The 20,005-nt window shown below is 70.3% G+C and carries 18 protein-coding genes and 1 tRNA gene; 11 read left to right on the top strand and 8 right to left on the bottom strand.

Annotated features, from left to right (window positions below; all coding sequences use genetic code 11):
* Nucleotides 1–82 precede the first annotated feature (82 nt).
* Together AC1DUE_RS08850 and AC1DUE_RS08845 are read left to right on the top strand one after the other, a co-directional pair.
* Nucleotides 83–958 (top strand): helix-turn-helix transcriptional regulator, encoded by an 876-nt coding sequence (locus AC1DUE_RS08850; RefSeq protein WP_477039035.1) that lies wholly within the window; start codon nt 83–85, stop codon nt 956–958.
* Nucleotides 959–987: 29 nt separating this feature from the next.
* Nucleotides 988–1,572 carry a sugar O-acetyltransferase gene (locus tag AC1DUE_RS08845; RefSeq protein ID WP_477039034.1) on the top strand — a complete coding sequence of 195 codons (585 nt, stop codon included), beginning with the start codon at nt 988–990 and terminating at the stop codon, nt 1,570–1,572.
* Nucleotides 1,573–1,893: 321 nt separating this feature from the next.
* Here the strand turns inward: AC1DUE_RS08845 and AC1DUE_RS08840 are convergent.
* Nucleotides 1,894–1,967 (bottom strand) — tRNA-Leu (locus AC1DUE_RS08840).
* 148 nt (nt 1,968–2,115) lie between these two features.
* Here AC1DUE_RS08840 and AC1DUE_RS08835 point away from each other — a divergent pair.
* Nucleotides 2,116–2,745 (top strand): ANTAR domain-containing response regulator, encoded by a 630-nt coding sequence (locus AC1DUE_RS08835; RefSeq protein ID WP_477039274.1) that lies wholly within the window; start codon nt 2,116–2,118, stop codon nt 2,743–2,745.
* A 202-nt stretch (nt 2,746–2,947) separates the two neighbouring features.
* Nucleotides 2,948–4,222 (top strand): ABC transporter substrate-binding protein, encoded by a 1,275-nt coding sequence (locus AC1DUE_RS08830; RefSeq protein WP_477039033.1) that lies wholly within the window; start codon nt 2,948–2,950, stop codon nt 4,220–4,222.
* A 75-nt stretch (nt 4,223–4,297) separates the two neighbouring features.
* Here the strand turns inward: AC1DUE_RS08830 and AC1DUE_RS08825 are convergent, their stop codons facing one another.
* Nucleotides 4,298–5,062, bottom strand: coding sequence for an endonuclease/exonuclease/phosphatase family protein (locus tag AC1DUE_RS08825; RefSeq protein ID WP_477039032.1), 765 nt, complete (start codon nt 5,060–5,062; stop codon nt 4,298–4,300).
* A gap of 59 nt (nt 5,063–5,121) precedes the next feature.
* Between AC1DUE_RS08825 and AC1DUE_RS08820 the strand changes: the two genes are divergently transcribed.
* Nucleotides 5,122–5,736: a nucleotidyltransferase family protein gene (locus tag AC1DUE_RS08820; RefSeq protein ID WP_477039031.1), complete on the top strand. Its 615-nt coding sequence runs from the start codon at nt 5,122–5,124 to the stop codon at nt 5,734–5,736.
* Here the strand turns inward: AC1DUE_RS08820 and AC1DUE_RS08815 are convergent.
* From AC1DUE_RS08815 to AC1DUE_RS08800, 4 genes are read right to left on the bottom strand one after another with little or no spacing between them, the layout of a single operon-like run.
* Nucleotides 5,733–6,476, bottom strand: coding sequence for an ABC transporter ATP-binding protein (locus AC1DUE_RS08815; RefSeq protein WP_477039273.1), 744 nt, complete (start codon nt 6,474–6,476; stop codon nt 5,733–5,735). The two genes, AC1DUE_RS08820 and AC1DUE_RS08815, sit on opposite strands and share 4 nt — an antisense overlap.
* A gap of 56 nt (nt 6,477–6,532) precedes the next feature.
* Entirely contained in the window at nt 6,533–7,510 is a 978-nt protein-coding gene (locus tag AC1DUE_RS08810; protein WP_477039030.1) for an ABC transporter ATP-binding protein, read from the bottom strand.
* Nucleotides 7,500–8,486: a branched-chain amino acid ABC transporter permease gene (locus tag AC1DUE_RS08805; RefSeq protein WP_477039029.1), complete on the bottom strand. Its 987-nt coding sequence runs from the start codon at nt 8,484–8,486 to the stop codon at nt 7,500–7,502. The genes AC1DUE_RS08810 and AC1DUE_RS08805 overlap by 11 nt, the downstream gene beginning before the upstream one ends.
* Nucleotides 8,487–8,495: 9 nt before the next feature.
* A complete protein-coding gene (locus AC1DUE_RS08800; RefSeq protein ID WP_477039028.1) occupies nt 8,496–9,932 on the bottom strand; it encodes a branched-chain amino acid ABC transporter permease in 1,437 nt (478 codons plus the stop codon).
* A gap of 439 nt (nt 9,933–10,371) precedes the next feature.
* On the opposite strand from AC1DUE_RS08800, the gene AC1DUE_RS08795 reads away from it, so the two are divergent.
* Complete coding sequence (locus tag AC1DUE_RS08795; RefSeq protein WP_477039027.1) at nt 10,372–10,971, top strand: N-acetyltransferase family protein; 600 nt, start codon at nt 10,372–10,374, stop codon at nt 10,969–10,971.
* Here the strand turns inward: AC1DUE_RS08795 and AC1DUE_RS08790 are convergent.
* The gene (locus AC1DUE_RS08790) at nt 10,887–11,297 is read right to left on the bottom strand and encodes a PaaI family thioesterase (RefSeq protein WP_477039026.1); all 411 of its coding nucleotides are present in this window, start codon (nt 11,295–11,297) and stop codon (nt 10,887–10,889) included. The genes AC1DUE_RS08795 and AC1DUE_RS08790 overlap by 85 nt on opposite strands.
* Here AC1DUE_RS08790 and polA point away from each other — a divergent pair.
* The 3 genes from polA to AC1DUE_RS08775 all read left to right on the top strand — a co-directional run bounded on the left by polA (nt 11,296) and on the right by AC1DUE_RS08775 (nt 16,209).
* Nucleotides 11,296–14,046: a DNA polymerase I gene (gene polA / locus AC1DUE_RS08785; protein WP_477039025.1), complete on the top strand. Its 2,751-nt coding sequence runs from the start codon at nt 11,296–11,298 to the stop codon at nt 14,044–14,046. The genes AC1DUE_RS08790 and polA overlap by 2 nt on opposite strands.
* Before the next feature lie 157 nt (nt 14,047–14,203).
* The gene (locus AC1DUE_RS08780; protein ID WP_477039024.1) at nt 14,204–14,554 is read left to right on the top strand and encodes a DUF485 domain-containing protein; all 351 of its coding nucleotides are present in this window, start codon (nt 14,204–14,206) and stop codon (nt 14,552–14,554) included.
* Entirely contained in the window at nt 14,551–16,209 is a 1,659-nt protein-coding gene (locus AC1DUE_RS08775; protein ID WP_477039023.1) for a solute symporter family protein, read from the top strand. Before AC1DUE_RS08780 ends, AC1DUE_RS08775 begins: the two co-directional genes overlap by 4 nt.
* 25 nt (nt 16,210–16,234) lie before the next feature.
* Here the strand turns inward: AC1DUE_RS08775 and AC1DUE_RS08770 are convergent, their stop codons facing one another.
* The gene (locus tag AC1DUE_RS08770; RefSeq protein WP_477039022.1) at nt 16,235–17,044 is read right to left on the bottom strand and encodes a class I SAM-dependent methyltransferase; all 810 of its coding nucleotides are present in this window, start codon (nt 17,042–17,044) and stop codon (nt 16,235–16,237) included.
* A gap of 130 nt (nt 17,045–17,174) precedes the next feature.
* Here AC1DUE_RS08770 and AC1DUE_RS08765 point away from each other — a divergent pair, with 130 nt between their 5' ends.
* The gene (locus AC1DUE_RS08765) at nt 17,175–18,200 is read left to right on the top strand and encodes a 6-phosphofructokinase (protein ID WP_477039021.1); all 1,026 of its coding nucleotides are present in this window, start codon (nt 17,175–17,177) and stop codon (nt 18,198–18,200) included.
* Between the two features lie 240 nt (nt 18,201–18,440).
* Complete coding sequence (gene rpsA / locus AC1DUE_RS08760; protein WP_477039020.1) at nt 18,441–19,949, top strand: 30S ribosomal protein S1; 1,509 nt, start codon at nt 18,441–18,443, stop codon at nt 19,947–19,949.
* The last annotated feature ends 56 nt before the right edge of the window (nt 19,950–20,005 follow it).

Genomic DNA, 20,005 nt, shown 5'->3' with positions numbered 1-20,005 from the left:
AGTCCCTAACGAGGGGTGTACCGCCGGTGCACCTCTCACCATGGACTCCCTCCGCCGACGGACCGGGCCTACGGTCGAGTGCATGGACAACCGAGCGGACGTGCGCGAGTTCCTCATGTCGCGGCGCGCGAAGGTCACCCCCGACGCCGCGGGCGTCATCGGCGGGACCAACCGGCGCGTGCCCGGCCTGCGCCGCAGCGAGGTCGCGGCCCTGGCGGGCGTGAGCGTCGAGTACTACGCCAAGCTCGAGCGCGGGGCGATCGGCGGCGCGTCGGCCTCCGTCCTGGACTCCGTCGCGCAGGCCCTGCAGCTCGACGACTCCGAGCGCGCGCACCTGTTCGACCTCGCCCGCGCCGCGGACGGCATCCCCTCGTCGGGCCGGTCCCGCCGGCGCGGCACGCGCTCGTCGGCACCCCGACCGAGCCTGCAGTGGACGCTCTCGGCGATCACCGACGGGGTCGCGTTCGTCCGCGACCAGCGCCAGGACCTGCTGGCCACCAACGCGCTCGGCCGCGCCTTCTACTCGCCCGTCCTCGGCGACGGCGGCCGGACACCGAACCTCGCGCGGTTCCAGTTCCTCGATCCCGCCGCCCGCGACTTCTACCCCGACTGGGACCTGTTCGCCGAGATGTGCGTCGCGATCATGCGCGCCGAGGCGGGCCGCGACCCGCACGACAAGGGGCTGCAGGACCTCGTCGGCGAGCTCTCCACCCGCAGCGAGACCTTCCGCACGCTCTGGGGCGCGCACGACGTCCGCACGCACGGAGCCGGCACCAAACGGTTCCACCACCCCGTGGTCGGCGAGCTCACCCTCGCCTACGAGGAGCTCGCCATCACCGCCGAGCCCGGCCAGGTGCTCATGGTCTACACCGCCGAACCCGGCTCGCCGTCGGCCGAACGCCTCCGCCTGCTCGCCTCCTGGGCGGCCGACCCGGCGCGCGCCGACGCATCGTCGTGACCACACCACTTCGACCACAGGGCCAGCAGATGAGCCTTCAGGACTTCCTCGACCACGTGCGGACCGGCGCCGTCCTGGTGGGCGGCTCCGCGGAGCACGCCTTCCTGCACCAGGCAGCCCAGGACGCCCTGCGGATCACCGCCGAGCTGAACACCGGGTTCCACCCGCCGGAGGAGGTCCGCGCCCTGCTGTCGCGGCTGACCGGCCGAGCGGTGCCGGACTCGGTGACCGTCTTCCCGCCGTTCCACTGCGAGTTCGGCAAGAACCTCACGCTCGGCGACGACGTCTTCATCAACATGGGCTGCACGTTCCAGGACGCCGGGGGCATCACCATCGGCGCCGGCACGCTCATCGGTCACGGCTGCACGGTGGTCACCCTCAACCACGCGGTCGACCCCGCCCGCCGTGCCGACATGATCCCGGCACCGGTCGTCATCGGGCGCAAGGTCTGGCTGGGTGCGGGCGTCACGATCGTCCCGGGCGTGACGATCGGCGACGGTGCGATCGTCGGCGCCGGGGCGGTCGTCACCAAGGACGTGCAGGGCAATGCGGTCGTGGCCGGCGTCCCGGCCCGACTGATCCGAACCACAGGCTTCGACGCGTCCGGCACCTAGCAGCGCACGTGTCGGTGGGTGTCGGGTGGAGGATCGTCACCGTAGAGCGGCGTAGCTTCATTCAGCAACCAGCTGCGAGGGCGGAGAGGCGACGGCGGCGGTGTCGTTCGAGGGGGCTCCAGGCTCGCGCGGGGGTGCGGAAGACGGTGCCGCGCAGTCTGGGCAAGCGCACCGGTGGGGGACCGGATCCCAGTCGGGTAGGGCGTGTGACCTGCAGGTTCGCCCGTGGCTGCCCCCCGCGGGGCTTACCACCGTCCCCACAGTGTGCCCGTCGCACAGGGAGAATCTTGTCTTGACCTGCGGTTTTGCGTCGCGACGAAGTGCCCCGAGTGGGATTCGAACCCACACTGGATCGGGTTTGAGCCGAACGCCTCTGCCGGTTGGGCTATCGGGGCCGTGCAGCAGGATACCGGCCGAGCACAGGACCGAGACGCAGGTGGGCGGGCTCACAGGCGCACCTGCTGCGAACGGACGGGTGGCGCCTACTACTCTGTGCACGTGAGCACCGACGCCAAGCCCGATCCCACGCAGGCCGCCCTCGACCTGAGCTCGACCGCTCCCGAGGCGGAGCCGACGCCGACGCCGGCGCGCGCCGCTCGCCGGGCGGTGGTGGCCGAGGACGAGGCGCTCATCCGCATGGACGTCGTCGAGACGCTGCGCGACGCGGGCTTCGACGTGGTCGGCGAGGCCGGCGACGGCGAGACCGCCGTCCAGCTCGTCACCGACCTCAAGCCGGACGTCGTCGTCATGGACGTCAAGATGCCGATTCTCGACGGGATCTCCGCGGCGGAGCGCATCGGCAAGGCGCACCTGGCACCCGTGGTGCTGCTGACGGCCTTCTCGCAGAAGGAGCTCGTCGAGCGCGCCAACGAGGCGGGCGCCATGGCGTACGTCATCAAGCCGTTCAGCCCCGCCGACCTGCTGCCCGCCGTCGAGATCGCCATCTCGCGGTACGCGCAGATCGCCGCGCTCGAGTCCGAGGTCGCCGACCTGGCGGAGCGGTTCGAGACCCGCAAGCGCGTGGACCGGGCCAAGGGCCTGCTCATGACGAAGATGGGCCTGACCGAGCCGGAGTCGTTCCGGTGGATCCAGAAGACCTCGATGGACCGTCGCCTGACCATGCGCGAGGTGGCCGACGCGGTCATCGAGCAGGTCGGTGGCGGCTCGGCCTGAGTCTCGTCAGGCAAGACAGCAGGTCACGCCGACGTCGCGGTGGCGCCCGAATTGGTTCGCTCCGTGTCACAACTCGGCAACAACACGCCCCGGTAACTTCCGGTTTCACACGCTGGACACAAACTATGAGTACTTTCACGCCACACTGCAGGATCTCTACCGAGATCCCGCGGATCGCAGTACTCACAGAGGGGTACCACGCATGATTCGTTCGACACACGCAGTCCGGCTCGCGGCCCTGGCAGGCGCTACGGCGCTCGTGCTGGCCGCATGCGGCAGCAGCGACGACAGCGGTGACGGCTCGTCCGAGTCCGCCGCGGCGCCGTCCGCCGATGCGCTGATCATCGGCACGCTCCTTCCGCAGACGGGATCCCTGGCCTACCTCGGCCCGCCCGAGATCGCGGGCGTCGGCCTGGCCGTCAAGGAGATCAACGAGGCCGGTGGCGTCCTGGGCAAGGACGTCGTCCAGGAGGACGCGGACTCGTCCGACGCCGACCACGCCGAGGTTGCGACGCAGTCGGTGACCGACCTTCTCTCCAAGAAGGTCCAGGTCATCATCGGCGCGGCATCCTCGTCGGTCACCCTGAACGTCGTCGACGACATCACCGCCGCGAAGGTCGTGCAGATCTCGCCGGCCAACACGGCCACGAAGCTGTCCGGCTACTCGCCGTACTACTTCCGCACCGCCCCGCCGGACACGGTCCAGGGCGCGGCGCTCGGCAACCTGATCACGGGTGACGGGCACGCGAACGTCGGCATCCTCGTGTTCAACGACGACTACGGCACGTCGCTGCGCGACGTGGCGCAGAAGACGATCGAGGCCGCGGGTGGCACGGTCACCTACGGTGCCAACGGTGCCGGCCAGGAGTTCGACCCGGCTGCGAGCAGCTTCGACTCCGACATCACGGCCCTGCTCGCCACGAACCCCGACTCCGTCGCGGTCCTGGCGTTCGAGCAGACCAAGCAGATCATCCCCGGGCTGGTCGCCGCCGGCGTCTCCCCGGCGAACATCTACCTGGTCGACGGCAACACGGCCGACTACTCCGCGGACTTCCAGCCCGGAACGCTCGAGGGTGCCCAGGGCACCATCCCGGGCGCCTTCCCGAGCGCCGAGTTCCAGGCGTCCCTCAAGACGGTCGACCCGAACCTCAAGGACTTCGCGTACGGCCCCGAGTCGTACGACGCGGCCATCCTCGCCGCCCTCGCGGCGGTCAAGGGCGGCGGCACCGACGGCGAGACCATCCAGGCGAACCTGGCTGCGGTCTCGGGTGCCGACGGTGGCGAGGAGTGCTCGTCGTTCAAGGACTGCGTCGCCCTCATCGAGGACGGCAAGGACATCCAGTACAAGGGCCAGGCCGGTGTCGGACCGTTCAACGCCGACAACGACCCGTCCAGCGCGTTCATCGGCGTCTACAAGTACGGGGCCGACAACAAGAACGTCTGGGTCAAGGCCGTCGAGGGCAAGGTCGAGGACTGACCTGACCTGACGCCTCACCTGGCGTGACATCGGCGGAGGCCGGCGCGGAGCGATCCACGCCGGCCTTCGTCGCGTCTAGCCGAGCTCGAGGTCCACGACGAGGGCCCGGTGGTCGGAGACGCCCGTGTCGATCGTCCGGGCCGGCCCGGACGCGTGGACGGGGCCGTACGCCAGGACGTGGTCGAGCTGCTGGGTCGGACGGCCGACGGGGTACGTGGGCCCGGTCGCCAGCGGCTCGAACTCCGACACGCTCGTCGCGGTGCCCAGGTCGAGGTTCAGGTCGCCCAGCAGGACGACGGGGCGGGGGAGAGCCCGCGCCTGCCCCGCGAGGTGCCTCAGCTGCCGGACGTTGTGGCCGGGGATGTACGTCAGGTGGGTCGCGACGACCGTGACGTCCCCCTGTGGCGTCCGTACGCGGGCCGCGAGCGCCGCACGGGGCTCGTCGCGCACCAGCGTCGGCCACCGGCTCCCCGGCCACCGCACCGGCGCACGGCGCCGCAGGAGCGGCAGGTCGATCACCTGCCACCGCTCCACCGGGAACCGGCTCAGCAGCGCGATGCCGTAACTCGCGGCCGCGGGCTGACGGTCGCCCGTCGGCGCGGTCCAGACGCCCGGCTCGCCGTGCAGGACGGCCGCGAACCGGTGCTCGGTCGCCCCCATCGCCTCGGCGGCCACGAGGGTCAGGTCGGCGCCGTGGGAGCGGGGCTGGTCCCGGTCGACCTCCTGGAGCGCCAGCACGTCCGCATCGAGGGCGTGGACCGCCTTCGCGAAGCGGTCCAGGTCCACCTCGCCGTCGTCGAGGGACCGGCCGTGCAGGATGTTGAACGTCGCGATGCGCACCCCGACGATTCAACCCGTCGGCCTGCGGGAGCGCGCGTCGGGGTGTAGACCTGCGTGCCATGACGCAGACGGACGCCATCGACGACCGCTCCGCGCTCCAGGACGGCCTGCGGCTCACCGCGGTCGCCCTCATGGACGCCGAGATCCCGTTCGCCCTCGTCGGCGGCTACGCGGCGTGGGCCCGCGGCGCTCCCGAGCCCAGCCACGACGCCGACTTCGCGATCACCGAGCGTGACATCGACCGGGCCAAGGAGGCGATCGCGGCCAAGGGCCTCGAGGTGTCGGAGCCCGCCGAGAACTGGCTGTTCAAGGCGTTCCACCACGGGCAGCTGGTCGACGTGCTGTTCCGCATGGTCGGGGAGCCCGTCACGGACGAGCTGCTGGCCCGCAGCGACGTCCTGGAGGTCCTGGCGGTGCGGATGCCGGTCCTGGGCGCCACGGACATCGTCTCGGCGAAGCTGCGCGTGCTGGGCGAGCACGCCTGCGACTTCGGGCGCCTGCTGGCCATCGTGCGCGCGCTGCGCGAGCAGATCGACTGGGACCAGGTGCGCACGGACGTGGGGGAGCACCCCTACGGACGCGCGTTCCTGTTCCTGGCCGACGAGCTGGGCATCACCGACGTCGGCCTCGTCCCGGGTACCGACGTGGAGCCGGGACGGACCACCGGGGACTAGGCCTCCGGCGGCTTGTGCGCGGCCTCGACGTCGGTGGCCAGGGTGCCCAGGTAGAGCTCGATGACCTTGGGGTCGTTCATGAGCTGGCGACCGGGCCCGGAGTACGCGTTGCGCCCCTGGTCGAGCACGTACGCGCGGTCGCAGATCTGCAGCGCCCGGCGCGCGTTCTGCTCGACGATGACGATCGAGACGCCGGCCTTGTTGATCTTGCGCGTCCGGATGAACGTCTCGTCCTGGCGGACGGGGGACAGCCCCGCCGACGGCTCGTCGAGGAGCAGGACCGACGGGTCCATCATGAGCGCCCGCGCCATCGCCACCATCTGCCGCTCGCCGCCCGACAGGGACCCCGCACGCTGCTTGCGGCGGTCGCCGAGGGTCGGGAAGAGGCTGACGATGAACTCGAACCGCTCGGCGTACTTCTTGGGCGCCTGGAACAGGCCCATCTGCAGGTTCTCCTCGATGCTCAGCGAGGGGAACACGTTGTTGGACTGCGGCACGAAGCCGACGCCGCGACGGACGAGAGAGTCCGCGCGCAGGTGCGTGATGTCCTCGCCCTTGAGCGTGACCGAGCCGGTGCGGACCGTCACGAGCCCGAACAGGGCCTTGAGGAGCGTCGACTTGCCGGCGCCGTTGGGCCCGATGATGCCGACGAGCTCGCCGGGGTGCACCACGAGGTTGCAGCCGTTGAGGATGTCGACGCCCGGGATGTAGCCCGCGTACACGTCGCGCGCGTCGAGCAGGGGCTCACCGGTGGGAGCGCCGCGGTGGACGGAGGCGGCGTCGGTGGTCTCGGTGGTCACGGGGTCTCCTCGTGCTGGGTGCGAGCCTCTTCCTCGGCCTGGACCTCGGCCTCGAGCTGCTCGGTCGTCTCGTCGTCCAGGAGGCTGTCGTCGCCCAGGTCCGTGTCGTGGTGCTTGCCCAGGTAGGCGTCGATGACGGCCTGGTCCTGCATGACGGTCTCGGGCGGCCCCTCGGCGACGATCCGGCCCTCGGCCATGACGATGACCCAGTCCGAGATGTGCCGGACCATGTGCATGTCGTGCTCGACGAACAGCACCGTGGTGCCCTCGTCGCGCAGCGCCTCGACGTGGCCGAGCAGCGACTGCGTCAGGGCCGGGTTCACCCCGGCCATCGGCTCGTCGAGCATGACCATGGTCGGCTTGCTCATCAGCGCACGGGCCATCTCGAGCAGCTTGCGCTGTCCGCCGGACAGGCTGCCCGCGAAGTCGTCGCGCTTGGTGTCGAGCTTGAACCGCGCGAGCAGCTCCTCGGCCTGCAGGGTGATCTCGGCCTCGCGCTTGCGCCAGAGGGCCGGCACGAGTGCCGTGGCCAGGTTCTCGCCGGGCTGCTTGGTGGCGCCGAGCCGCATGTTCTCGATGACCGTCATGCGGCTGAGCGCCTTGGTCAGCTGGAACGTGCGGACCATGCCGGACTGCGCGACCCGGGCCGCCGAGACGCCCGCCAGGGAGCGCCCCTCGAACGACCACGTCCCCGTGCTCGGCTTGTCGAAGCCGGTCAGGAGGTTGAACAGCGTGGTCTTGCCGGCACCGTTCGGGCCGATCAGCGCGGTGATCGCCCCGCGCTGGACCTCGATGTGGTCGACGTCGACCGCCGTCATGCCACCGAAGTGACGGGTGACGTGGTCGGCCACGACGATCGAGTCGGGCTTGGCCGCGCCGGGGACCCGCTCCACGTTCGCCAGCTCGGCAGCGACGGCGGCGCGACGGCTCTCGGCGGCCACCTTGACGTCGCCAGGGGGGAGGTCAGCGGACATTGATCGCCAGCTCCTTCTTGTCGCCCAGGATGCCTTGTGGCCTGAAGATCACCAGCAGCATGAGCGTGATCCCGACGATGATCCAGCCGAACGCCTCGATCTGCTCGCCGCGCATCACCGTCTCCGGCACGCCGTCACGCATCACCGTCTTGATGAACATGAGACCGACCCAGAAGATGATCGAGCCGAGCACCGGTCCGAACACGGTGGCCGCACCGCCGAGCAGCAGGATCGTCCACATGAGGAACGTCATGGTGCGGCCCATCGAGTCGGGCTGCACGGCTCGGGGGAGCACGTAGATGATGCCGGCGATCGCACCGATGACGCCGCCGAGGATCAGTGACTGCATCTTGTACGAGTAGACGTTCTTGCCCAGCGAGCGGACGGCGTCCTCGTCCTCGCGGATGCCCTTGAGCACGCGGCCCCACGGGGACCGGATGAGCAGCCACACGAGCCAGCAGGCCAGTCCGACGACGACCCAGGCGACGATCCTGATCCACCAGCCGTTGGAGGCGTTCGTCTGGTAGCTGAAGGGTCCGAGGTCCCAGGTCCCGTCCGGCAGGGGAGAGGCTCCCTGGAACGTCTCCTTGTAGTCCTTGCCGCGAAGGCCGGACGACGCGCCCGTCAGCTCGGTGAGCGCCGTCGAACGGCCGACGAGCCGGACGATCTCCGCCGCGGCGATGGTGACGATGGCCAGGTAGTCGCCGCGCAGCTTCAGGGTGGGGATGCCGAGAACGAGCGCGAAGACGGCGGCCGCGGCCATCGCGACGAGCACAGCCGCCCACAGCGGCCAGCCGGCGATCGTCGCGATGGCGAAACCGTAGGCGCCGAGGAGGACGAAGCCTGCCTGGCCCATGTTGAGCAGCCCGGTGAGGCCGAAGTGGATGTTGAGTCCGATGGCGCCGAGAGCGTAGGCGGCGGTGGTGGGTGCGAACGCCTCTGCGACGACGTTGGTGAAGATCCGGGACCAGTCCATGGCTACTCCTTAACCGATCCGCTCGGCGCGGCCCAGAAGTCCCTGGGGGCGTAGCAGAAGCACGAGGATGAGGATGAGGAGCGCCCCGGCGTACCGCATGTCGCTGGGAAGCACGAGGTTGGAGAGCTCGACGACGAGACCGATGACGATCGAGCCGACGAGTGCGCCGAACGGGGCACCGAGCCCGCCGAGCGTGACGGCAGAGAACATGAGGAGCAGCAGTGCGCCTCCCATGTTCCAGCTCGTCGCGTTCAGGTAGAGGCCCATGAGCACGCCGCCGAGCGCGGCGAGCGCGCCACCGATCACCCAGACGAGACGGATGATCCGCTCGACGGTGATGCCCGAGGCCGCCGCGAGAGCGGGGTTGTCGGACACGGCGCGCGTGGCCCGACCGACGCGGGTCGCGAGCAGGAAGTAGGCGACCGCACCGAGCGCGGCGCACGCGATGATCACCGACCAGATCGACGCGACCGAGATCCGGACGGTGCCGAGGTGGACGATGTTCGGGTTCGCCGTGACGATGCGCAGCGCGCTCGCGCCGAAGAAGAACTGGTACGTGTACTGCAGCGCCATGGCCAGCCCGATCGTGACGATCATCTGCTGGGTCGTGCCGACGCGGCGCTTGCGCAGGGGGTGCCAGATCCCGGCGTCCTGGACGTATCCGGAGAGCGCACCGACCAGCACCGCGATGATGCCGGAGACGAGCAGTGGCAGACCGAAGGTCTGCACGCCGATGTAGGCGATGATCGCGCCGAGCGTGACCTGCTCGCCATGAGCGAAGTTGCTCAGCCCCGTCGTGCCGTAGATGAGCGAGAGGCCGACGGACGCGAGCGCGAGCAGGACGCCGAAGACGAGGCCGCTGGTGATCTGCTGCGCGAGGCGCTGCCAGCTGAACCCGCCCTCCGTCGACGATCCCGTCGGTGCGCCGGTCTCACCGTTGTCGCCCGTGCCGCCCGGTGCGCTGGTCGAGCTCGGGTTCGAGCCGCTGCCGCCCCCGGCCGACGGCTCGCCGAGCGGGAACAGCGCGCCGCTCGACGATCCGAGCGTGACGGTGACCGTCCGCGGGTTCGCCTCCGGGTTGCGCAGGCTCTCGCCGGCGGGGAGCGTCGCGGTGTCGAGGGTGACCGTGTAGTCGCCGGCCGTGGTCACGGCGACGGTCCACTTGCCCTCGGCGTCCGTGGTCGCGGTCGTGGTGGTGCCCGGTCCGGCGATGGTGAGCGTGATGCCCGTCGCGGGTTCGCCTGCCGAGGTGCGGATCGTGCCGTTGATGCAGCCGGTCGCGACGTCGGCCACGCACGGTGCCGTGGTGGCGGCGTGCGCAGGAGACGGTGCGAAGAGCAGGACCAGCGACGCGAGCAGGAGCACGAGAAGCGCTCCGGCGCCTCGTCGTGCGGCGGCCGAACCGTCGGGAGTGCGGGCACGGTCCAGGTTGGCGAGTTCTCGCACCTGGGACCTCCGTCCGTCTGTGTCGTGTGAAGCGATTGTCACGAGGGCCGGGCGTCGTTGCCCGACCCCCAGGTGACGTCCGCCGGGTGGGAGGACGATAGGCAGGGATTGTGTCGCTTTCGTTTCGTGAACGCGAGGTATCGGGCTCCCGAACCTCCGGCGTGTCCCGATCGACACCAAGTATCTGGTCAAATGTCCAAGAATTGCACCCGTACGGGGGACGCCAGGGACCACCTGGGACTAGGCACCGCGGTCCACGGTGGTCCATGATCGACGACGACGCCATCGCGGGCAGGGATGTCGTCACCCCGACCGGATCCCCCTCGTCCCGTCCGGAGGTCTGACTGCCGTGCGAATCGGTGTGCAAGTCCGCGGAGCCCAACCGGGTGACCTCGACAGCCTTGTCGCGCTCGTCCTCACCGCCCGCCAGGAAGCGGGCGTGGGCTCGCAGCTCTGCACGGACGACGCGGCGCGGCTGCACGACCAGCTCGGCACGCTCCTCGGCGTACCCGGCGGACGCATCCTCCTGGCGCAGCTCGACGGCGAGCCCGCCGGTCTGATGCTCGCGCGGATCGTCGGCCCCGGTCCGTTCACCGACGTGGTGGCGATGGACATCGAGGCCGTCTACGTGCAGCCCGACGCGCGTCGGCGCGGTCTGGGCCGCGCCATGCTGATCGCGGCGGTGACGATGGCGGAGGAGGCCGGCGTGACCGAGCTCTACTCGTCGCCGCTCCCGGGCGCCCGTGGCATGCAGCGCTTCCTCGCGCGGATCGGGTTCGCGCCCGCCGCCTCGCACCGCGCCGTCTCGACCGCCGTCCTGCAGCGCCGGCTCGCGCAGGACCACGCGCCGGGCACGACGCGCCGGCTCGAGGACCTCATCGCGCGTCGCCGGCAGGTGCGCGAGGCCCGTCAGGCTCCCGACGAGGCACCGACCGCCGCGGCCAAGGCCGCCGATCAGTCGCGCGCGTCGATCACCATGCAGGTCAACCGCGCCGTGCAGAGCAAGCGACCGCCCTCGTCCTCGACGACGACCTGGTAGGTCGCCAGCCGGCCACCGAGGTGGATCGCGGTCGCGGTCCCGGTGACCAGTCCCGAGCGCGCCGACCGGTGGTGCGTCGCGTTGATCTCGATGCCGACCGCCGCCCGTCCAGGACCGGCGTGCACCTGCGCCGCGTAGGAGCCGAGCGTCTCGGCCAGCGCCGCGGACGCGCCTCCGTGCAGGAGCCCGTAGGGCTGCGTGTTGCCCTCCACGGGCATGGTCCCCACGGCGCGACCGGCCGAGAGCTCGATCATCTCGATGCCCAGCCTCTCGATGAGGGTTCCTGCGACGGAGGGGACGGTGGCGAGGGCGTCGGTGTCGGACATGGCAGATAGGTTGGCACCCGTGAACGACGTCCTGCCAGCGGCCACCCCGACCACCCCCGCGAGACTTCTCCTCATCGACGGTCACTCGATGGCCTACCGGGCGTTCTTCGCGCTCCCCGTGGACAAGTTCGCCACGTCGGCCGGAGAGCCGACCAACGCGGTGTTCGGGTTCTTCTCGATGATCGCCAACCTCCTGCGCGACGAGGAGCCGACGCACGTCGCGGTGGCGTTCGACGCGGGCCGGACGACGTTCCGGACCGAGGTCTACGAGGAGTACAAGGGCAACCGCGACGCCACGCCGGCGCCGTTCCGTGGCCAGGTCGAGGTGATCCAGCGCGTGCTGGACACCATGCACATCCCGTACCTGTCCAAGCCCCAGTTCGAGGCCGACGACATCCTGGCCACCCTGTCGGTGCAGGCGCGCGCGCAGGGCATGCAGGTGCTCATCTGCACCGGCGACCGCGACGCGCTCCAGCTGGTCAACGAGGACGTCACGGTGCTGTACCCCGTGAAGGGGGTCTCGGAGCTCGCGCGGATGACGCCCGCCGCGGTCGAGACGAAGTACGGCGTGCCGCCTGAGCGGTACCCGGACCTCGCGGCGCTGGTGGGGGAGTCGAGCGACAACCTGCCCGGCATCCCCGGGGTCGGTCCGAAGACCGCGGCCAAGTGGATCGGCCAGTACGACGGCTTGCCAGGGATCCTCGCGAACGCCGCCGAGGTGCCCGGCAAGGCGGGCGAGTCGCTGCGCGACAATCTCGAGCAGGTCGCCCTGAACCGCCAGCTCAACCGGCTCCTGACGGACGTCGAGCTGCCGCTCGGTCCCGAGGACCTGGCCGCCCGTCCGTGGGACCGTCACGCGCTGCACGCGATCCTCGAGGAGCTCGAGTTCCGCGCCATCCGCGACCGGCTCTTCGCCATGCTCCCCGACGAGGGCGAGAACTCCGCGACCGCCGTCGCAGCCGCCGAGCTGAACATGACGGTGCTCGGTGCCGGGCACCTCGGCGGCTGGCTCGGCGAGCGGGCAGGGCAGCCGCTCGGGCTCGACATCCGCGGGTCCGGTGCGCCCGCCCGCGGGGACGCCTGGGGGATCGCCCTGGCGGACCAGGACGGCGACGCGGCCGCGTTCGACCTGCAGCAGATCGACCCGGTCGACGAGACGGCCCTCGCCGCCTGGCTCGCGGACCCGGACGCGCCGAAGGTCGTGCACGCGTCCAAGGAGGCGTGGCACGCGCTGGCCGGTCGCGGCCTGCCGCTCGCGGGCGTCGTGTTCGACACCGAGCTCTCGGCCTACCTGTGCCAGCCGGACCGTCGCGCGTACGACCTCGCCGACCTCGCCATCGGGTACCTGCGGCGTGAGCTCGGTGCCACCGAGGCCGGCGACGGCGGGCAGGGACTCCTGGACCTCGAGATCGACGGGACCGACGAGGGCCGGCGCGCCGCCGTGCGCGCCGCGGCGGTCCGCGACCTGTCGGACGTGCTCGGCGGCGAGATCGCCGACCGCGGCGCCACCGGGCTGCTCAGGGACCTCGAGCTGCCGCTCGTGGACGTGCTCGCGCGCATGGAGAGCACCGGCATCGCGATCGACCAGCCGTACCTGAGCAGCCTCGAGAAGTCGTTCGACGCCCAGGTGCAGGAGGCGGCCGCCGACGCGTACGCGGTGATCGGGCGCGAGGTGAACCTCGGCTCGCCCAAGCAGCTGCAGGAGGTCCTGTTCGACCAGCTCGGCATGCCCAAGACCAAGAAGAACAAGACGGGCTACACCACCGACGCGAACGCGCTGACCGACCTCTTCGCGCGGACGCAGCACCCGTTCCTCGAGCACCTCCTCGCGCACCGCGACGCCATCCGGCTGCGGCAGACCGTCGAGGGCCTGCTCCGGTCGATCGCGCCCGGCGGGCGGATCCACACCACGTTCCAGCAGACGATCGCGGCGACCGGCCGGCTGTCGTCGGCGGACCCGAACCTGCAGAACATCCCGATCCGCACCGACGCGGGCCGGCAGATCCGCCGCGCGTTCGTCGTCGGCGAGGGGTACGAGACGCTCCTGACCGCGGACTACTCGCAGATCGAGATGCGGATCATGGCGCACCTGTCGGGCGACGAGGGCCTGATCGAGGCGTTCAACTCCGGCGAGGACCTGCACAGCTACGTGGGCTCGCACGTGTTCGACGTCCCCACCGACCAGGTCACGCCCGCCATGCGGTCCAAGATCAAGGCGATGAGCTACGGCCTCGCGTACGGGCTGTCGGCGTACGGACTGTCGCAGCAGCTGGCCATCGAGGTGTCCGAGGCGTCGTCGCTGATGCGGGACTACTTCGAGCGGTTCGGCGGCGTGCGCGACTACCTCGAGGGCGTCGTGAAGGTCGCCCGGACGACGGGTTACACGGCCACGATCCTCGGCCGACGCCGCTACCTGCCCGACCTGACCAGCGACAACCGGCAGCGCCGCGACATGGCCGAGCGCATGGCGCTCAACGCGCCGATCCAGGGCAGCGCGGCGGACCTCATCAAGGTCGCGATGCTCGGTGTCGACCGGGAGATCACGCGCCGGGGGCTGTCGTCGCGCATGCTGCTCCAGGTGCACGACGAGCTCGTGCTCGAGGTCGCACCCGGCGAGCGCGACGAGGTCGAGGCACTCGTCCGCGAGCAGATGGGGGCGGCGGGCGACGGAGCGACCGACGGGCCGCTGGACGTGCCGCTCGACGTCACGGTCGGCGTCGGCGGGTCCTGGCACGACGCAGGTCACTGAGCCGCAGAACGGGGCAGCGGGCGGGTCGGCGTCCGTCCGTTCCTGGTGTTTCGAGCGGGTTTCTGTTTGCGGCTCGCCGTGCGGGGTCGGGTGAACTGCGCCACAGTGTCGGCCACACAGCGGCAAAGGAGCCGCGACTTCCTTCGAGGAGGCGCTCGTGACCGACACGCTCGGACAACCAGAGACCGACTACGAACGAGTACAGAGAAGCGCCGAGTTCCAGGCGCTCAAGCGGCGGTTCCGCCGCTTCGTGTTCCCGATGACGGCCTTCTTCCTGGCCTGGTACTTCCTGTACGTGCTCCTGGCGGACTACGCCCACGACTTCATGTCCCAGAAGGTGTGGGGCAACGTCACGGTCGGCCTGCTGTTCGGGCTCGGGCAGTTCGTGAGCACGTTCGCCATCACGATGATCTACGCCCGCTGGGCGAACAACCGTCAGGACCCGGTGGCCGAACGACTGCGTCGGCACATCGAGGAGGGCGCGTCGCTGGACGGTGAGGGCGCATGATCGACTCGTTGCGTTCCCTCCTGCACTCGGCAACGTCCGAGGACGTCGGCAGCCCCGCGGTCAACATCGCGATCTTCGCCGGCTTCGTGGCCATCACGCTCGTCATCGTGTTCCGGGCGTCGCGCAACAACAAGACCGCGGCCGACTACTACGCCGCGGGCCGATCGTTCACCGGTCCTCAGAACGGCACGGCCATCGCGGGCGACTACCTCTCCGCGGCGTCGTTCCTCGGCATCTGCGGTGCGATCGCGATCAACGGCTACGACGGCTTCCTCTACTCGATCGGCTTCCTGGTCGCCTGGCTCGTGGCACTGCTCCTGGTCGCCGAGCTGCTGCGCAACACCGGCCGGTTCACGATGGCTGACGTCCTGTCGTTCCGCCTCAAGCAGCGTCCGGTCCGCATGGCGGCGGCGCTGGCCACGCTGACGGTCGTCTTCTTCTACCTGCTCGCGCAGATGGCGGGTGCCGGTGGCCTGGTCGCCCTCCTGCTCGGCGTCGAGGGAACGGCCGCGCAGGGCGTCGTGATCGCCGTCGTCGGTGCGCTGATGATCCTGTACGTGCTCATCGGCGGCATGAAGGGCACCACGTGGGTCCAGATCATCAAGGCGGTGCTGCTGATCATCGGCGCGGCCGTGATGACCGTCTGGGTGCTCTCGGAGTACGGCTTCAACTTCTCCGACCTGCTGCAGGGTGCTGTCGACGCGGCCGGCGAGGGCGGGGAGTCGATGCTCGGTCCGGGCAAGCAGTACGGCGCGACGTCGATGAGCCAGCTGAACTTCCTCTCGCTGGCCCTCGCGCTCGTTCTGGGCACCGCTGGCCTGCCGCACGTCCTGATGCGCTTCTACACGGTGCCGACGGCCAAGGAGGCCCGGCGTTCGGTGGTCTGGGCCATCTGGCTCATCGGCATCTTCTACCTGCTGACGCTGGTGCTCGGCTACGGCGCGGCGGCCCTCGTCGGACCAGAGGCCATCAAGGCGGCACCGGGCGGCGTCAACTCCGCCGCACCGCTGCTGGCGTACGAGCTGGGCGGGACGATCCTGCTCGGGCTCATCTCCGCCATCGCGTTCGCGACGATCCTCGCGGTCGTGGCGGGCCTGACGATCACGGCGGCGGCGTCGTTCGCGCACGACATCTACGCGTCGGTGATCAAGCACGGCGAGGTCAAGCCGGACGGTGAGGTGCGGGTCGCGCGGATCACCGTGGTGGTCATCGGGATCCTGGCGATCATCGGCGGCATCTTCGCCAACGGTCAGAACGTCGCGTTCCTCGTGGCGCTGGCGTTCGCGGTCGCGGCGAGCGCCAACCTGCCGACGATCCTGTACTCGCTGTTCTGGAAGCGGTTCAACACCTCCGGCGCCTTGTGGAGCATCTACGGCGGGCTGATCTCCTGCCTCGTGCTCATCACGTTCTCGCCCGTGGTGTCCGGCAAGGTCGACCCCGTGACCGGCGCGAGCCTGTCGATGATCAAGAACACCGACATCGACTTCCACCTGATCCCGCTGGAGAACCCCGGCCTGATCTCGATCCCGCTCGGGTTCCTGCTCGGCATCTTCGGGACCTACGTGAGCAGGGTGAAGGGCGACCCGGCCAAGTACGCCGAGATGGAGGTCCGGTCGCTGACCGGCGCCGGCTCGGAGAAGGCGGTCGTGCACTGAGGCACCGGGGCGGTGACGCCGGTCGTCACCGCCCCAGGTGCGTCACGAAGATCGCGGTGCCCGGCAGCCGCGCGCCGCGGACCGGTCCCCAGCCGCCCCAGGTCCGCTCGTGCCCGGCGGGCCACTCCGGCTCGACGAGCCGGTCGAGCACGAAGCCTGCGGCCGTCAGCTCGGCCACGTGGTCGCCCAGCGTCCGGTGGTACTCGGCGTAGAGGACGGACCCGGACTCGCCGATCTCCGCGTACGGGGTGCGGTCGAAGTACGAGCGTGTGGCGGTCAGGCCGGCCTCGCCGGGGTCGTCGGGGAACGCCCACCGGACCGGGTGCGTCACGGCGAACACCCAGCGGCCGCCCGGTCGCAGCACCCGCGCGACGGACTCGTGGACACGGCCGGCGTCGGGGACGAACGGCAGCGCACCGAAGGCGGTGAAGGCGACGTCGAAGGACGCGTCGGCGAAGGGCAGCTCCCGCGCGTCCGCCTGTACGAGCGGCGTCGTCCGACCGACGGACTCGTCGTACCCGGCACCGGCCGCCAGCATCCCGGCGGACAGGTCCGTCGCGACCACCGAGACCCCCTGCGCCACGAGCCACCGCGAGCACTGCGCGGCTCCTGCGCCCACCTCGAGCACCCGCGCGCCCGACAGGTCGCCGAGGAGCCGGGCGTCCGCCTCGCGCAGGCCCTCAGGGCACCAGCAGAAGTCGGCCGGCCCGAGGAACGCGCCGTGCTCGTCGAGGTACTCGTTCGCGTTGGCGTCCCACCAGCCGCGTCCCGCGGCGCCGCCCGCGGACGGCGGGATGTCGAGATAGCCGGCCTCGGCGAGCGGGTCGTCGGTCATGCGACCAGTGTCGCGCGCTTGATCAGCACGTCTGTCATCTGCGTGACGCACGGGATGGTTATGGTGTGAGCGACGGCAGCCCGACGATGCGCTCCGGCCACCAGTTTCCTGAGGTCGAAGGAGTGCCAACGTGCGTGTCGGACTGCTCACCGGTGGGGGCGACGTCCCCGGGCTGAACGCCGCGATCCGTGCCGTCGTGAAGCGTGGCGAGGGCGAGTACGGCCACTCGATCATCGGGTTCCGCAACGGCTGGCGCGGCGTCGTCGACGGCTTCAGCCTCCCGCTCACCCGGCAGCACATCCGCAACCAGCTGGCCGTCGGCGGCACGCTGCTCGGGACCGCGCGGTACCACCCGCACTCCTCGGACGGCGGACTGGACGCGGTCCTGTCCACCCTCGAGTCGGAGCGCATCGAGGTCCTCATCTGCATCGGCGGCGACGGGACGCTGCACGCGGCCAGCAAGGTGGCCGAGGCGGGCGTGCGCATCGTCGCGATCCCGAAGACGATCGACAACGACGTCTGGGGCACCGACCAGTCGATCGGCTTCGACACCGCCGTCGGCATCGCGACCGAGGCCATCGACCGCATCCACACCACCGCGGAGAGCCACAACCGCGTCATGATCGTCGAGGTCATGGGCCGGCACGCGGGCTGGATCGCCGCGACGTCGGGCATCGCCGGGGGAGCCGAGCTCGTGCTCGCCCCCGAGCAGCCCTTCGACATCGACAAGATCGAGCGCTTCCTCAAGCACCGGCACCGCGCGCACGCGAGCTTCTCGATCATCGTCGTCGCCGAGGGCGCGGTCCCCGCGGAGGGCACCTCGATGCACTACGAGACGCAGCTGGGGAAGTTCGGCGACATCGTCGCGGGAGCCATCGGCGAGCGTCTCAAGATCGAGATCGAGAAGCGCACCGGCTTCGACACCCGGACGGTCGTGCTCGGGCACATCCAGCGCGGCGGCATCCCGTCCCACGTGGACCGGATCCTCGGCTCGCGGTTCGGCGTCGCGGCGATCGACGCGGCCAGCCAGGGCATGTCGAACGTCATGACTGCGCTGCGCGGGGAGACCGTGCAGATGATCTCTCTCGACGAGGTCGCCGGGAAGGTCAAGTACGTGCCGGACGAGCTGCTGGCGGTCGCGCGCGCGCTCGGTTGAGCAGCATGACCGCGCTTTGACCCACCCTCGGTCGCCCAGATAGGGTAGACGGCGGTGCCGCGCGCCTTGTTGCGGCGGCTCATCCCGAACGTGCTGCTCGTACGTGGTCTCACATCGCACTGCTGGATGCGGACCGGGGACGCCCCATCATCACGTGGTCACCAGCGCTTTCCACCGTGCCGTCCGGCACACCATTCGTGTCCGTACAACTTCCCTGTCCGCATCGGAGCCCATCCCTACATGAGCATCACCACCCCCGCGAAGCCCGCCTCCCCGCAGGTCGCGATCAACGACATCGGCTCGGCCGAGGACTTCCTCGCCGCGATCGACGCCACCATCAAGTACTTCAACGATGGCGACATCGTCGAGGGCACCATCGTCAAGGTCGACCGCGACGAGGTCCTTCTCGACATCGGTTACAAGACCGAGGGCGTCATCCCGTCCCGTGAGCTGTCCATCAAGCACGACGTGGACCCCGGAGACGTTGTCAAGGTCGGCGACGCAGTCGAGGCCCTCGTCCTCCAGAAGGAGGACAAGGAAGGCCGGCTGATCCTGTCCAAGAAGCGCGCACAGTACGAGCGCGCCTGGGGCACGATCGAGAAGATCAAGGAAGAGGACGGCGTCGTCACCGGCACCGTCATCGAGGTCGTCAAGGGCGGCCTCATCCTCGACATCGGTCTGCGCGGCTTCCTGCCCGCGTCGCTGGTGGAGATGCGTCGCGTCCGCGACCTCCAGCCGTACGTCGGCAAGGAGATCGAGGCCAAGATCATCGAGCTCGACAAGAACCGCAACAACGTGGTCCTGTCGCGCCGCGCCTGGCTCGAGCAGACGCAGTCCGAGGTGCGCTCCACCTTCCTGCAGACGCTGCAGAAGGGTCAGGTCCGCCCCGGCGTCGTGTCCTCGATCGTCAACTTCGGTGCGTTCGTGGACCTGGGTGGCGTGGACGGGCTCGTGCACGTCTCCGAGCTGTCCTGGAAGCACATCGACCACCCGTCCGAGGTCGTCGAGGTCGGCCAGGAGGTCACCGTCGAGGTTCTCGACGTCGACTTCGACCGCGAGCGTGTCTCCCTGTCGCTGAAGGCGACGCAGGAGGACCCGTGGCAGGCATTCGCCCGCACGCACGCCATCGGCCAGGTCGTCCCGGGCAAGGTCACCAAGCTGGTTCCGTTCGGTGCGTTCGTGCGCGTCGAGGACGGCATCGAGGGCCTCGTGCACATCTCGGAGCTGGCCGTGCGCCACGTCGAGATCCCGGAGCAGGTCGTCCAGGTGGGCGACGACGTCTTCGTCAAGGTCATCGACATCGACCTCGAGCGTCGCCGCATCTCGCTCTCGCTGAAGCAGGCGAACGAGGGCTTCGACCCGACGAGCGACGACTTCGACCCCGCGCTGTACGGCATGGCGGCGGAGTACGACGAGGCCGGCAACTACAAGTACCCCGAGGGCTTCGACCCGGCCACGAACGAGTGGCTCGAGGGCTTCGAGGCACAGCGCGAGGTGTGGGAGGCGCAGTACGCGCAGGCCCACGAGCGCTGGGAGGCGCACCGCAAGCAGGTCGCCGACGCCGCGAAGGCCGACGCCGAGGCTGCTCTCACGGCTGCCGAGGGTGGGGCGACGGCGACGTCCTCCTCGTCCTCGTCCTCCGCGGGTCCGGTTCCCTCCTCGTACTCGTCGAGCACCGAGGAGGCCGCGGGCACGCTGGCTTCCGACGAGGCGCTCGCCGCTCTGCGCGAGAAGCTCACGGGCAACTGATCACAGCAGTCCACGGCGGGCCGGTCACCTTCGGGTGGCCGGCCCGCTGGCTTTTC

The sequence above is a fragment of the Cellulomonas sp. P4_A2 genome (genome assembly GCF_056402515.1).
This window is presented reverse-complemented; position numbering and strand designations above follow the sequence as displayed.